The sequence below is a fragment of the Streptomyces cavernicola genome (genome assembly GCF_029968035.1).
Lineage (GTDB): Bacteria > Actinomycetota > Actinomycetes > Streptomycetales > Streptomycetaceae > Streptomyces > Streptomyces cavernicola.
In genome coordinates, this window is sequence record NZ_JASCIQ010000010.1 from 107057 (window position 1) to 120735 (window position 13679).

The 13679-nt window shown below is 71.2% G+C and carries 13 protein-coding genes; 4 read left to right on the top strand and 9 right to left on the bottom strand.

The window, feature by feature from the left end:
* Positions 1–81: 81 nt before the first annotated feature.
* Positions 82–474: an SCO5389 family protein gene (locus QIS96_RS11805; RefSeq protein ID WP_282542450.1), complete on the bottom strand. Its 393-nt coding sequence runs from the start codon at positions 472–474 to the stop codon at positions 82–84.
* Positions 475–741: 267 nt separating this feature from the next.
* Here QIS96_RS11805 and nucS point away from each other — a divergent pair, with 267 nt between their 5' ends.
* The gene (gene nucS / locus QIS96_RS11810) at positions 742–1413 is read left to right on the top strand and encodes an endonuclease NucS (RefSeq protein WP_282542451.1); all 672 of its coding nucleotides are present in this window, start codon (positions 742–744) and stop codon (positions 1411–1413) included.
* A gap of 719 nt (positions 1414–2132) precedes the next feature.
* On the opposite strand, the gene QIS96_RS11815 is transcribed toward nucS, so the two are convergent.
* The 3 genes from QIS96_RS11815 to QIS96_RS11825 form a co-directional block, all read right to left on the bottom strand.
* A complete protein-coding gene (locus QIS96_RS11815) occupies positions 2133–4559 on the bottom strand; it encodes a MalT transcriptional regulator family protein (protein WP_282542452.1) in 2427 nt (808 codons plus the stop codon).
* Between the two features lie 273 nt (positions 4560–4832).
* On the bottom strand, positions 4833–5147 hold the full coding sequence (locus QIS96_RS11820) for an STAS domain-containing protein (RefSeq protein WP_282542453.1): 315 nt from the start codon (positions 5145–5147) through the stop codon (positions 4833–4835).
* A 196-nt stretch (positions 5148–5343) separates the two neighbouring features.
* Positions 5344–6192 carry a 3-hydroxyacyl-CoA dehydrogenase family protein gene (locus QIS96_RS11825; RefSeq protein WP_282542454.1) on the bottom strand — a complete coding sequence of 283 codons (849 nt, stop codon included), beginning with the start codon at positions 6190–6192 and terminating at the stop codon, positions 5344–5346.
* Between the two features lie 284 nt (positions 6193–6476).
* Between QIS96_RS11825 and QIS96_RS11830 the strand changes: the two genes are divergently transcribed.
* On the top strand, positions 6477–7049 hold the full coding sequence (locus tag QIS96_RS11830; protein WP_282542455.1) for a cob(I)yrinic acid a,c-diamide adenosyltransferase: 573 nt from the start codon (positions 6477–6479) through the stop codon (positions 7047–7049).
* Here the strand turns inward: QIS96_RS11830 and QIS96_RS11835 are convergent.
* Positions 7046–7612, bottom strand: a complete 567-nt coding sequence (locus QIS96_RS11835; RefSeq protein WP_282542456.1) for a hypothetical protein — start codon at positions 7610–7612, stop codon at positions 7046–7048. The two genes, QIS96_RS11830 and QIS96_RS11835, sit on opposite strands and share 4 nt — an antisense overlap.
* A gap of 233 nt (positions 7613–7845) precedes the next feature.
* On the opposite strand from QIS96_RS11835, the gene QIS96_RS11840 reads away from it, so the two are divergent.
* Entirely contained in the window at positions 7846–9048 is a 1203-nt protein-coding gene (locus QIS96_RS11840; RefSeq protein WP_282542535.1) for a sensor histidine kinase, read from the top strand.
* Complete coding sequence (locus tag QIS96_RS11845; protein WP_282542457.1) at positions 9045–9680, top strand: response regulator; 636 nt, start codon at positions 9045–9047, stop codon at positions 9678–9680. The genes QIS96_RS11840 and QIS96_RS11845 overlap by 4 nt, the downstream gene beginning before the upstream one ends.
* Before the next feature lie 567 nt (positions 9681–10247).
* Here the strand turns inward: QIS96_RS11845 and QIS96_RS11850 are convergent.
* From QIS96_RS11850 to QIS96_RS11865, 4 genes are all read right to left on the bottom strand, one after another.
* A complete protein-coding gene (locus QIS96_RS11850; RefSeq protein WP_282542536.1) occupies positions 10248–10694 on the bottom strand; it encodes a DUF2550 domain-containing protein in 447 nt (148 codons plus the stop codon).
* Positions 10695–10824: 130 nt separating this feature from the next.
* Positions 10825–11205 carry a F0F1 ATP synthase subunit epsilon gene (locus tag QIS96_RS11855; RefSeq protein ID WP_282542458.1) on the bottom strand — a complete coding sequence of 127 codons (381 nt, stop codon included), beginning with the start codon at positions 11203–11205 and terminating at the stop codon, positions 10825–10827.
* Between the two features lie 111 nt (positions 11206–11316).
* Complete coding sequence (gene atpD, locus QIS96_RS11860; RefSeq protein ID WP_282542459.1) at positions 11317–12759, bottom strand: F0F1 ATP synthase subunit beta; 1443 nt, start codon at positions 12757–12759, stop codon at positions 11317–11319.
* Positions 12759–13676: a F0F1 ATP synthase subunit gamma gene (locus QIS96_RS11865; protein ID WP_282542460.1), complete on the bottom strand. Its 918-nt coding sequence runs from the start codon at positions 13674–13676 to the stop codon at positions 12759–12761. Before QIS96_RS11865 ends, atpD begins: the two co-directional genes overlap by 1 nt.
* Positions 13677–13679: the final 3 nt, after the last annotated feature.

Consider the following 13679-nt stretch of genomic DNA (forward strand, 5'->3'; position numbering starts at 1 on the left):
GACCGTTCGTGCACGTATGACGACCGGTGGGCTGCCGCCCCGGACTGACACCTCCTGCGTACGGGACGGCAGCAACAGGTCTCAGCAGTCCCGGAGTTCCGGCGACTGGTTCAGCAACTGGCCCCGTACGGAAGTGAACTTGGCGTGGCGGTCGTCGGCCTCGGAGCCGAGCGGGAAGACCGCGACGCGATGACAGTTCTGGAAGGCGAGACGCACTCCGAAGTGGCGCTGCAGCGCCCCTCGTATCGCGTCACTCGCGAGTGCACGCAGCAGTTGACCACGCGCCTGCTCGTTCGGCGGCGGCGTCTGGTTGTCGGCGAACTCGCCGCCGTCCACCTTCAGCTGGGCCACCAGAGAGCTGATCATCTCCCATGCGTAGGGCAGGGAGGTCCGGACGCAGTCGACGAATGCGGCTTCGTCGACCTCGCCTCGCTCGGCCTGTTCCAACAGTGCCGGTGAGACGTCGAGCGACATGGGTTCTCCTCTCGCACCCCCGGGGAGCGGGGGCTGACGGACAGGCAAGGGCGACGCATACGCAGCGTGCACGCGTGACGACGACCCGCTTCCAACGGTATGCAACCTGTCCTGCCCGCACCAGGAGAATGCACGCACAACCGGCCAGGGGCGAACGGTGTTCTTCCCGGTAAAAGGGACGGAGTTCACGGCTCCGTCCGCCCGGTGCGGGCCGTTCCACGAGGGCGTTTCGCGCGGAGCGGGGGGTGTCCAGTAGCGTTGCCGACCATGCGTCTCGTCATCGCCCGCTGCTCCGTCGACTACGCGGGCCGGCTCACCGCCCACCTCCCCCTCGCGCCCCGCCTCATCCTCGTGAAGGCGGACGGCAGTGTCTCGATCCACGCGGACGACAGGGCCTACAAGCCCCTGAACTGGATGTCCCCGCCGTGCACCCTGAAGGAGGGCTCGGGGGACGACGCCGGCGTCTGGACGGTCGTGAACAAGGCGGGCGAGAAGCTCATCATCACGATGGAGGAGATCCTGCACGACTCCTCGCACGAACTGGGCGTCGACCCCGGCCTCATCAAGGACGGCGTGGAAGCGCACCTCCAGGAGCTGCTCGCCGACCGGATCGAGACACTTGGCGAGGGATACACCCTGATCCGCCGCGAGTACCCGACGGCGATCGGCCCGGTCGACATCCTGTGCCGGGACGCCGACGGTGCGACGGTGGCGGTGGAGATCAAGCGGCGCGGCGAGATCGACGGCGTGGAGCAACTCACGCGCTACCTCGACCTGTTGAACCGTGACCCGCACCTGGCGCCGGTGAAGGGGGTCTTCGCGGCCCAGGAGATCAAGCCCCAGGCCCGCGTCCTCGCCACGGACCGCGGCATCGACTGCGCGGTCCTGGACTACGACGCCTTGCGCGGCATCGAGGACGACAAGCTGCGCCTGTTCTGAGTCTTCGTATACCGGCCCCCGCCCCCACCTGGTCGACTCGGGCCCCGTCCTCCTCCCCTCTTCTTCCCCACCCCGCCCCTTCCCGAAAGTCCTGCGGACAGCCCCCGGGGGCTCCGCCCCCGGCCCCCCGCTCCTCAAACGCCGGAGGGGCTGGATTTTGCGGGACGGGGCTGATCGGCTGATCTTTCAGGGGCACGGGGCTGTGACATCTGCGGCTCCGCCCCGTGGACCCGACCGGTCACGGACGACAGCCGGGGCCCCGACAGGGGCGCGGGGCTGTGACACTTGCGGCACCGCCGCGTGGGCGCGACCGGTCACGGACACAGCCGGGGCCCGACAGGGGCGCGGGGCTGTGACACTTGCGGCACCGCCGCGTGGGCGCGACCGGTCACGGACACAGCCGGGGCCCGACAGGGGCGCGGGGAACTGCGCGACCAGCCACAACGAAGCGGACAGCCGAACAACGACCGAGGGCCGGGGGCGAAGCCCCGGCTTTTCAGGGGCGCGGGGAACTGCGCGACCAGCCACGACGAAGCGGGCAGCCGAAGAACGACCGGGGCCGGGGCGCCCGGGGCGAAGCCCCCAGGCGGAGTCCCGCAGCCGGGGGCCGGGGCGGAGCCCCGAGGCAGGGGGTCGGGGCGGCAGTCTCCGGGGAGGGCGCTGCGGACTTCGGGAAGGGGCGGGGTGGGGAACAAGCAAGCAAGCCAGGCCCCCACCCCTCACGCCACCGAGCCCTCCGACGCAGTCGGATCAGCCGGATCCGTCGACGAGCCCTCGCTCGACGGACTCCCCGCCGCACTGCTCGCCGGCTCACTGGAGTCGGGCGCGCTCGACGTCGGATCCGGATCCGGCGAGGACGGCGGCGGCTCGGACGTGGGCGGCTTCGACGTCGTAGGCGGCTTGGAAGAGCTCGGCGGCTTCGAGGACGTGGGCGGCTCGGAAGAGCTCGGCGGCCGCGACGTAGAAGGTTCGTCCGAGGGCGACCCGCTCGGGTCCGGGGACTCGCTCCCGCTCGGGCTGTCCGAGGGCGCCCCACTGCTCGGCGTACCCGAACTGCTCGGCGCGGACGGAACCGCGGGACCACTGCTCGGGTCGTCGGACTCCGGCCGCTCCGCGGGCAGTTCGTCCTGCTGACCCGTCGTACGGTCGGGCCTGACCGACTCGGCCGGCTGTTCGTCGTCGGAGATCGCCCCCAACGTCACCACGGTGCCGAGCACGGCGGCGAGCAACGCCCCCGCACCCGCCGCGGCGAGGTTGCGCCGCGTACCGGCGACGGCAACCCTGCGCGTGCCCTCCTCCCGCGGCTCGGGCGCCGTACGGCTCAGCACCGTCTGGATCTCGTCCGGTTCGAAGCCGGGGCTCGGCAGCGCCGCGGCCACCCCGCGCGGCGGCGACGCGGGCCCCTCACGCCGGCTCACCGGAAGTCCCGTGGGCGGCGTCGTGCCGTCCCGGTCGGAGACCAGGGCGAGCGCCCTGCGGCCCGCGACGGTGCCCCGCTTGTCGGCGAGGGCGCCCCGCATCCCGATGGACGCCTCCAGCTCGCTGCGGGCCCGGTCGAGACGGCCGCCGAGGAGCGCGAGCACGCCCAACTCGTGGTGGAAGTAGGCCTCTTCGGCGACCTCGCCGGCGAGCCGCGCCGCCTCCTGGCCGACCCGCAGCACCCGTTCCCAGGCGCCCCAGGCGAGCCCCGCCGCGAGCGCGGGCGACGCGGTACGGGCGAGCAGGACGGCGGAGCCGAGGTGGCCCGGCTCCGTGCCGGGCACGAGGGCGGTGAGGGCGGCGAGCAGCGCGTCGGACTCGGCGGTGACGCGTTCGGCGGTGACCGAGGGGTGCCCCGCCCACCAGGCGTAGTGCTGGGCGGCGGCGTGCGCGCGGGCGGGCGCGGCGTCCCCGTACCCGGCGGCTTCGAGCTGGGTGAGGACGCCCGCGGCGAGGCGGTGGCGCGCTCCGGTGGGGCCGACGAGCCCGACGGCGGCGAGCTCGCCGAGCGCGGCGTCGGCGTGGGTGTCGCCGACGAGGGCGGGCAGATGCGCCTGGTGCGGCACCTCGCCGCCGAGCGCGACCGCGAACTCCAGGGCGGCGCGGGCGGATTCGCTGAGCCGGGAGGCGAGCAGCGCGGCGGGCGCGGCGGCCTCGGCGAGGGAGGGCAGCGGTACGGGCTCGACCTCCTCCGGGCCGCCTTCGGCGTCGGCCGCGTCGGCGAGCAGCTGGTCGCGCTGCCGCAGCAGCGCGCCGGCCTGCATGAAGCGCAGCGGCAGCCCTTCGGACTCGAACCACAGGTCGCCGGCGAGCGCCTCCTCCTCGTCGCCGAGGGGGCGGCCCGTGGCGAGTTCGAGGAGCTTGCGGCCGGCGGCCCGGTCGAGTCCGCCGAGGAAGACCTCTTCGAGGCGCGAGTCGGCGGCCGGCGCGGCGACGACCGGGGTGGCCGCGAGCAGGAAGGCGCACTCCGGGGCGGCGTCGAGGAAGTCCTGCAGGGCCGCGCCGCCGAATTCCAGGTCGTCGAGGACGACGACGGCGCCGATGTCGTGGGTGTGACCGCGGAGTTGGGACTCGTCGGGCCGGTGTCCGGGCGAGGCGTACACGGCCTCGTACAGCTCGTGGAGGAGTTCGGCCGGGGTGCGGCAGTGGCCGGAGAGCCGGACGACGGCGTCGGGCGCGAGGTCGGCGCAGTCCTCGGCGACGGCGTCGAGCAGCGCGGTGCGCCCGGAGCCCGCGGGTCCGGTGAGGCGTACGGAGCGGCCACGGGCGAGGAGTCGGGTGAGCCGCTCGCGGACCTCCTGGCGCTCCAGGAGCGGCGGGCGGACCACGGCGAGGCCGGGCGGCGGAGGCGGCACGGAGGCGCCGGCGCGGGCGGCCCGCTCGTCCGCCTCGTACCGCTGCGGGCGCGCGGGCTGCACACCGGGCGGGCATGGCTCGATCTCGCTGCCGTCGACGGGGTTGACGGTGAGGAGATAGTCCCCGGAGGTCACCTGAACGGTGCGCACGGGCGCGGCGGTTCCGTACTCGGGCGTCGTGGGGTAGCCCCGGCTCGCGGAGTTCGGGGAGGAGTCGCGGTGCGGCCTGGCCGGGTGCGCGGGGGTCGCGGGGATGTGGGGGCTGCGGCCGTCCTGGCCGTGCTCCTCGGGTCCCCGGCTCGTCGGGTCCATGGTCAAAGCCCCCAAAAGCTTCGTACGCCTTGGCTTCCCCGGCCTTTCGCATACGGCTCTGTCGCTTCTGGTCCGGCACTCACGGATCGGTGAGCGACCGAACCTTAGACCGTGGTACGGCTTCGCGGAACACCGGGGTGGTGCGCCGTCCGGGACGTCCCGGTCTCACCGGGATTGTCGAGGCGGCGCTCGTCGTGCGGCTGGTGCGACTTGCGCGGTTTGTGCGCCTTATGTGGCAGATCCTGCTGCTCACGCCGTGGGCGATGACGCCTGTCACAGGGGATGCGCCCCGATGCCGCCCTCGATGGCGAGGATGCGGTGCAGCCGGGTGGCCACGAGCAGTCGCTGCATCTGCGGCGGTACGTTGCGCAGGACCAGGCGGCGCCCGCAGCGGCCGGCCTGGCGGTGGGCGCCCATGATGACGCCGAGTCCGGTGGCGTCGAGGGCGGCGAGGTCCGACAGGTCGAGCACGAGGTCGCCGGCGCCCTCATCGAGGGCCGAATGCAGGGCAGTTCGGGCGTCCGCCGCGCTTCGGACGTCGAGGCTGCCCCCGACGGTCAGCTCGGCGTGGTCGCCCCTGATGTGCATATGCGCTCCCCGAGAGTGCTGTGGCGTCGTCGCCACCGTCGTCCGTTAAGTCCCAACTGTGGTCTCACTGAACTGACTGGCTCACGGACGCAGAAGTTGTCGTCCGTGAGCGAACCGATACGCAATTCACCCCTGCGGGGGACCCGGCCGGTCCGCGTACGGGTCGCGTGCGGATGTCCGGCCGGGGTACGGCAGTTCAGTGCTGGTAGAACCCCTGCCCGCTCTTGCGGCCGATGTCGCCGGCGTCGACCATGCGGCGCATCAGCTCCGGCGGAGCGAACTTCTCGTCCTGGGATTCCGTGTAGATGTTGCTGGTCGCGTGCAGCAGGATGTCGACCCCGGTCAGGTCGGCGGTGGCCAGAGGGCCCATCGCGTGGCCGAAGCCCAGCTTGCAGGCGATGTCGATGTCCTCGGCGGTGGCGACGCCCGACTCGTAGAGCTTGGCGGCCTCCACCACGAGGGCCGAGATCAGCCTAGTGGTCACGAAGCCCGCGACGTCACGGTTCACGACGATGCAGGTCTTGCCGACCGACTCGGCGAACTCCCTTGTGGTGGCGAGGGTTTCGTCGCTGGTCTTGTAGCCGCGGACCAGTTCGCAGAGCTGCATCATCGGCACCGGCGAGAAGAAGTGCGCGCCGACGACCCGCTCCGGACGCTCCGTCACGGCCGCGATCTTGGTGATCGGGATGGCGGAGGTGTTGGAGGCGAGCACCGTCTCGGGGCGCACGATCTTGTCGAGCGCACGGAAGATCTCGTGCTTGACCTCGAGCTTCTCGAAGACGGCCTCGAGCACGATGTCCGCGTCCGCGGCCCCGTCCAGGTCGGTGGTCGTGGTGATCCGGGCGAGCGCGGCTTCCGCGTCCTCGGCGCTGAGCTTGCCCTTGCTGACGAACTTCTCGTACGAGGCCTTGATGCCGTCGGTGCCACGGGTCAGGGCCGCGTCGGTCACATCGCGCAGAACCACGTCCCAGCCCGCCTGAGCGGAGACCTGAGCAATACCGGACCCCATGAGTCCGGCTCCGACGACGGCGAGCTTCCGTGCCACTGTGTGATCCCCTTTGACAGTTGCGGTCTTACCCGCGGTTCACAACCAACTCTTCGGCGGAGACTAGCGGGCGTGAGCGCCGGTTGGGGGCCTACGAGATGCGCGTCACGTCTCATCTGACGGACATCACACCGGTCCACCCCTCGGACATGCGATCAGCCTGTCCGCACCGCGCAGTTGGGGCGTTTTCCACCGGAAGGTCCGCGCTCCGGCGGCGGCGTCGGAGGCCCTGCGGGCCGGTCGGGCCCGAGCCGCTGTCGGACCCCCGGAGTAACCTCGACGGCATGGTCATTCTGTCGCGCATCTACACCCGCACCGGGGACGACGGCACCACCGCTCTGGGCGACATGAGCCGCGCCCCCAAGACCGATCTGAGGATCGCGGCGTACGCGGACGCCAACGAGGCCAACGCCGCCCTCGGCACCGCGATCGCGCTCGGCCACCTCGGCGAGGAGATCGTCAAGGTCCTGACCCGCGTCCAGAACGACCTGTTCGACGTGGGCGCGGACCTCTCCACCCCGGTCGTCGAGAACCCGGAGTACCCGCCGCTGAGAGTCGAGCAGTCCTACGTCGACAAGCTGGAGGCGGACTGCGACCACTTCAACGAGCAGCTGGAGAAGCTCCGTTCGTTCATCCTGCCCGGCGGCACGCCCGGCGCGGCCCTGCTGCACCAGGCGTGCACGGTCGTGCGGCGGGCCGAGCGCTCCACGTGGGCGGCCCTCGAGGTGCACGGCGAGACGATGAACGCGCTGACGGCCACGTATCTGAACCGCCTCTCCGACCTGCTGTTCATCCTGGCCCGGGTCGCCAACAAGGAGGTCGGGGACGTGCTGTGGGTGCCGGGCGGCGAGCGTTAGCGCACGCTCGTGCGGGGCTCGGCTCCCTGGGGCGCCGGCTCCGTCTTCGGGAACAGCGTGTACGAGGCCGCGATCACCACGTTGATGCCGATGACGAAGAGCATCTTCTGCTGCCACTGCTCGAGCGTGCCGGTCTGCCCCGCCTCCCCCACGTACCAGATCGCGCCCTGCAGCAGCCCCGTCGCGATCACCGCGGCCAGCACCCAGCGGGCCGCCAGCTTCCACTCGTGCACGGCTCGGGCCATGCCGTACCGGGGCGTGGCCGGCGGCGGGCCGTCGAAGAAGCGGTGGGCCACGCGGACGTCGACCCACTTGATCGTGTAGTGGCCGAGCGCGACCGAGTAGCCGATGTAGACCGCTGCGAGGCCGTGCTTCCAGTCCGGCACCGCACCGCCCCGCAGGTCGATCGCGGTGGCCACGAACAGCACGACTTCGAGCAGCGGCTCGCAGAGCAGTACGGCGATGCTCGCGCGCGGCATCTTCGCCCCGTACCGCAGGGCGAGACCCAGCGCGAGCAGCACCCAGAAGCCGACCTCGCAGATGACGATGAGCGTGACGATCACGGGACTCTCCTCTCGCGGTCCCTCAAGCGTCCCGCCCGCCGCGCGGGCCTTCGTCGTCTGCACAGACGAAGTCCGCGTACATCGAAGGATGCAGTCCCGGCCGCTCCCCCATCGACCCGCGTACGGACGCCACGGCCGGGTCCGCCGTGTTGGATGGACGGGTGACTTCCGAGAGCCCGCCCCGCGCGGCGGACCGCCCGCAGGAATCGCAGGCACCGCCGCGCCGTGCGCCCCTGCCCCGGCCGCACCGCGTCGACGTCCTGATCGCCGTGTCCGGACTCCTCGGCGGCTTCGGCCTGTGGGGCCTCGGCATCGGGCTGCGCACACCGCCGTTCCCGGCGCTCCCGGACGCCTGGCTGCTGCTGCCGCTGGTCCTGATGTCCGCCCTGGAGCTGCTGCGCCGCACGCTCCCGCAGACCGCGCTCGCGCTGGGCACGCTGCTGCTCGTGGCCGACCAGCTCACGCCCGGCAGCCTGGTCACGATCATCCTCTTCGCGGACCTCGCGTACGCGGCAGTGCTCTACGGCTCGCCCGCCGCCGCCCGGCGCATCCCGTGGACCACCGGTCTGGTCACGGTCGGCTCGACGATCGGGTTCCTGGCCTGGTTCCAGGAGCCCGAGGCCGTGCTGCTCGGCGTCATGATCGGGCTCGTCGGCTTCGCGCCCGCCACCACCGGAGCGATCGTCCGCAACCACCGGGACGCCGCCGAGACCGCCCGCCTGCGGGCCGAACAGACCGCGCTGCTCGCCGAGATGGACCGCACCCAGGCCGTCACCGCCGAGCGCGCCCGGATGGCCCGCGAGCTGCACGACATGGTCGCCAACCACCTCTCGGCGATCGCCATCCACTCCACGGCCGCGCTCTCCCTCGACGACCCGGGCACCACCCGCGACGCCCTCGGCGTGATCCGCGAGAACAGCGTCGAAGGACTGGCCGAGATGCGCCGCCTCATCGGCCTGCTCCGGGACGGCAGCGACGACCACGAGCCCGCCGCCGCCCCCACCCTCGACGGCCTCGCCGCCCTCGCCGAACAGGCCCGCGCCAACGGCCTCGACGTCACGCTCGACGGCCCCTCGCTCGACGGCCGCACGCTCGCCGACCACCGCCGCACCCGCTCCCCCCGCCTCCCGGCCCCGGTCGAGCTGGCCGCGTACCGGATCGTCCAGGAGTCCCTCACCAACGCCCTCAAGCACGCCGCGCCCGGACCGGTCCACGTCGCCCTGAGCCTCCCGGGCGAGACCCTCACGGTGACGGTGACCAGCCCGTTCGGCGACCCGTCGGGGCCGCGCGCGCCGGGCTCGGGGGCCGGGCTCGTCGGCATGCGGGAGCGGGCGTCGCTGCTCGGCGGGGAGTTCGAGGCGGGCCCGCGCGAGGACGCCGACGGCACGATCTGGTACGTACGGGCCGCGCTGCCCGTGGAAGGAGGAAGCGAATGATCCGGGTCCTGGTCGCCGAGGACCAGTCGGCGGTACGCGCCGGACTCGTCCTGATCCTGGGCAGTGCCCCGGACATCGAGGTCGTCGGCGAGGCGGCGGACGGCGCGGAGGCGGTGGCCCGCGCCCGCGAACTGCGCCCCGATCTGGTCCTGATGGACGTCCAGATGCCCCGCGTCGACGGCGTGACCGCCACCCGTCAGGTAGTCGCCGAGCAGCTGGCCGACGTCCTGGTCCTCACCACGTTCGACCTGGACGAGTACGTCTTCGGGGCGCTGCGCGCCGGCGCCGCCGGGTTCCTCCTCAAGAACACCGAGGCGGCCGACCTCCTTGACGCGGTGCGCACGGTCGCGCGCGGCGAAGGCCTGATCGCCCCCGCGGTGACCCGCCGCCTGATCGCCGAGTTCGCCGCCCGCACCCCCAACGCCCCTGCCCCGGCCGCCCTGGACACCCTCACCCGCCGCGAACGCGAGGTCCTCGGCTGCCTCGGCCAGGGCCTCTCCAACGCGGAGATCGCGGTACGCCTGGACATGGCGGAGGCCACGGTGAAAACCCATGTGAGCCGCCTGCTCGCCAAACTCAACCTACGCAGCCGGGTCCAAGCAGCAGTGCTGGCCCAGGAGTTGAGCACCTGACAGCCCCCCGCAACCAGTCTTCTTCCCCCACCCCGCCCCTTCCCGAAAGTCCTCGCCGGACAGGCCTCCTCAAACGCCGGAGGGGCTGAAATATGCGGGCTGGGGCTGGATTCAGCCCCAGCAGGGGCGGCTCTTAAGGGGCGCGGGGCTGCGACATCTGCGACTCCGCCACGTGGGCGCGACCAGCCACAACGCACCGGCAGCCGAACAACAACCGGGGCCGGGGTGAAGCCCCCGATAGGGGCGCGGGGAACTGCGCGACCAGCCACGACGACGCGGGCAGCCGAACGACGGCTTGGGGTTTGGGGCGCAGCCCAGTTGTTTTCAGGGGCGCGGGGAACTGCGCGACCAGCCACGACGGCGCAGCAGCCGAACAACTACCCGGGGGCTGGGGGCGAAGCCCCAGCCAGGGGCGCGGGGCTGTGACATCTGCGGCTCCGCCGCGTGGGCGCGACCAGCCACGACGGCGCGGCAGACAAAATGCAACCGGGAACGGGGCGAAGCCCCGAGAGCAGGGGCCAGGGGCGGCAGCCCCAGGCAGGGAGGGCGAGGGAGGCACAGCCTCCGTCAAGCAACGTTGACCCGCTGGCCCGGCGGCGCCGCCTCCAACCACGCCAGGAACCCGGTCAACGCATCCTCGCTCATGGCGAGTTCGATCCGCGTCCCCTCATGCGTACACCCGAGAACAATCGCATCGGAGAGCAGCGCCAGCTCCTCCTCCCCGTCGGGCGCACGCCGATCCACGACCTCGATCGCGGAGCGTTCCAGCACCCGCCGCGGCCGCGGCGCATACGAAAAGACCCGGAACCAGGCGATCCGATCGCCGTTGTACCGGGCCACCCCATAGCTCCAGCCCTTGCCGGACGTATCCCCCGGCTCGGGCGCGTTCCACCGCAGGGAACAGTCGAAGGTGCCGCCGGAGCGCTGGATCAGGCGCCTGCGCAGCCCGAAGACGAAGAGCCCCACCAACACGAGCACGACCACCAGCGCGCACACAACCACAGCGAGGATCATCGGCACCGACCTCCTCGCTCCGTCCAGTCACGCAAACCGACCATGCACCTGCATCGCCTCAGCCGCGGCCCGGTCCGGATCGCTCCGGTCCTGGCCGCGGCTGAGTCACACACTCCGCGTCGCGCTCTCGTCAGCGCGCCGCCACCGCACGAAGGCGGACGTCAGCGCGCCGCTCGGCGGCCGCGTCGGCCTCCGACTTCGCACGCTCCAGCGCCCGCTCCGCACGCTGAACATCGATCTCGTCGGCCATCTCCACGATCTCGGCAAGCAGCGAAAGCTTGTTGTCCGCGAACGAGATGAAACCGCCGTGCACCGCGGCGACGATCGTGCCGATCTCCTCGGAGGTCGTACGGATCGTCACAGGGCCCGACTCCAGCACACCGAGCAGCGGCTGGTGACCGGGCATGACGCCGATGTCGCCGGACGTGGTGCGCGCCACGACCAGGGTGGCCTCGCCGGACCAGACCTGGCGGTCGGCGGCGACCAGCTCGACGTGCAGCTCAGCAGCCAAGGGTGGCTCCTCGGGTCACCACCCGGCGGGTTCTGCCGGGTGTTGGGTCAAATTCTAGTAGGCGTACCGGGAGGGGCAGGACGCACCCGCCCCTCCCGTGAGTCAGCGGACTCAGGAGACGCCGAGCTCCTTGGCGTTGGCCTTGAGGTCCTCAATGCCACCGCACATGAAGAACGCCTGCTCGGGGAAGTGGTCGTACTCGCCGTCGCAGATCGCGTTGAAGGCCGCGATCGACTCGTCGAGGGACACGTCCGAACCGTCGACGCCGGTGAACTGCTTGGCGACGTGGGTGTTCTGCGACAGGAAGCGCTCCACGCGACGGGCACGGTGGACGACGAGCTTGTCCTCCTCGCCGAGCTCGTCGATACCGAGGATCGCGATGATGTCCTGGAGGTCCTTGTACTTCTGCAGGATCGTCTTGACACGCATGGCGGCGTCGTAGTGGTCCTGCGCGATGTACCGCGGGTCCAGGATGCGGGACGTGGAGTCCAGCGGGTCCACGGCCGGGTAGATGCCCTTCTCGGAGATCGGACGGGAGAGCACCGTCGTCGCGTCGAGGTGGGCGAACGTGGTGGCCGGGGCCGGGTCGGTCAGGTCGTCCGCGGGCACGTAAATGGCCTGCATGGACGTGATCGAGTGACCACGGGTCGACGTGATGCGCTCCTGGAGGAGACCCATCTCGTCGGCCAGGTTCGGCTGGTAACCCACGGCCGAGGGCATACGACCCAGAAGGGTCGAGACCTCGGAGCCGGCCTGCGTGAAGCGGAAGATGTTGTCGATGAAGAACAGCACGTCCTGCTTCTGCACATCGCGGAAGTACTCCGCCATGGTCAGACCGGCGAGGGCCACGCGCAGACGGGTGCCCGGCGGCTCGTCCATCTGACCGAAGACCAGCGCGGTCTTGTCGATGACGCCCGACTCGGACATCTCGTCGATGAGGTCGTTGCCCTCACGGGTGCGCTCACCGACACCGGCGAACACGGAGACACCGTCGTGGTTGTTGGCGACGCGGTAGATCATCTCCTGGATGAGCACCGTCTTGCCGACGCCGGCACCACCGAACAGACCGATCTTTCCACCCTTGACGTACGGGGTGAGAAGGTCGATGACCTTGACGCCGGTCTCGAACATCTCGGTCTTCGACTCGAGCTCGTCGAAGTTCGGCGCCTTGCGGTGGATGGACCAGCGCTCACCGACGTTGGCGTTCTCCTCGGGGACGTTCAGCACCTCGCCGAGGGTGTTGAACACCTTGCCCTTGGTGAAGTCGCCAACGGGGACGGTGATGCCGTCGCCCGTGTCGGTCACCGCGGCCTGGCGGACCAGACCGTCGGTGGGCTGCATGGAGATCGCGCGGACCAGGCCGTCACCGAGGTGCTGGGCGACCTCGAGCGTCAGGGTCTTCAGCTCGCCGTCGGCGGCCGGGTCGGCCACCTGCACGGTGAGCGCGTTGTAGATGTCCGGCATCGCGTCGACGGGGAACTCCACGTCGACGACCGGGCCGATCACCCGGGCGACGCGGCCCGTGGCAACGGCCGTATCAACAGTGGTCGTCATTACTTGTCACTCCCCGCGGTCGCGTCGGCCAGGGCGCTCGCGCCACCGACGATCTCGCTGATTTCCTGGGTGATTTCGGCCTGGCGGGCCGCGTTGGCAAGCCGGGAGAGGTTGTTGATCAGCTCTCCGGCGTTGTCGGTCGCCGACTTCATCGCGCGGCGCGTGGCGGCGTGCTTGGAGGCAGCCGACTGCAGCAGCGCGTTGTAGATACGGCTCTCGACGTACCGCGGAAGCAGGGCGTCCAGGACGTCCTGACCCGACGGCTCGAAGTCGTACAGCGGGCGGATCTCGTCCTTGGTGCCCGCCTCCTCGGCGACCTCTTCGAGGCTCAGCGGAAGCAGCCGGGCCTCGACCGCGTTCTGCGTCATCATCGAGACGAACTCGGTGTAGACGATGTGGAGTTCATCCACGCCGCCCTCCGCCGTCTCCTTCTCGATGGCCTCGATCAGCGGCCCGGCGACCGCCTTGGCGTCCGCGTACGAGGGCTCGTCCGTGAAGCCCGTCCACTCCCCCGCGATCTTGCGCTCGCGGAAGTTGTAGTGGGCGATGCCGCGGCGGCCGACGATGTAGCTGTCGACCTGCTTGCCCTCGGCCTGGAGCTTCTCGGTGAGCTGCTCCGCCGACTTGATCGCGTTGGAGTTGAAGGCGCCGGCCAGACCACGGTCGCTCGTGAGGAGCAGGACCGCGGCCCGGGTCGGGTTCTCCACCTCGGTGGTCAGCGGGTGCTTGTCGTTCGCACCCGTCGACACCGCGGTGACCGCGCGCGTGAGCTCGGTCGCGTACGGCGTGGAGGCCGCCACCTTGCGCTGTGCCTTGACGACACGCGAGGCGGCGATCATCTCCATCGCCTTCGTGATCTTCTTCGTCGCGGTGACGGACCGGATGCGACGCTTGTAGACCCGGAGCTGGGCTCCCATGAG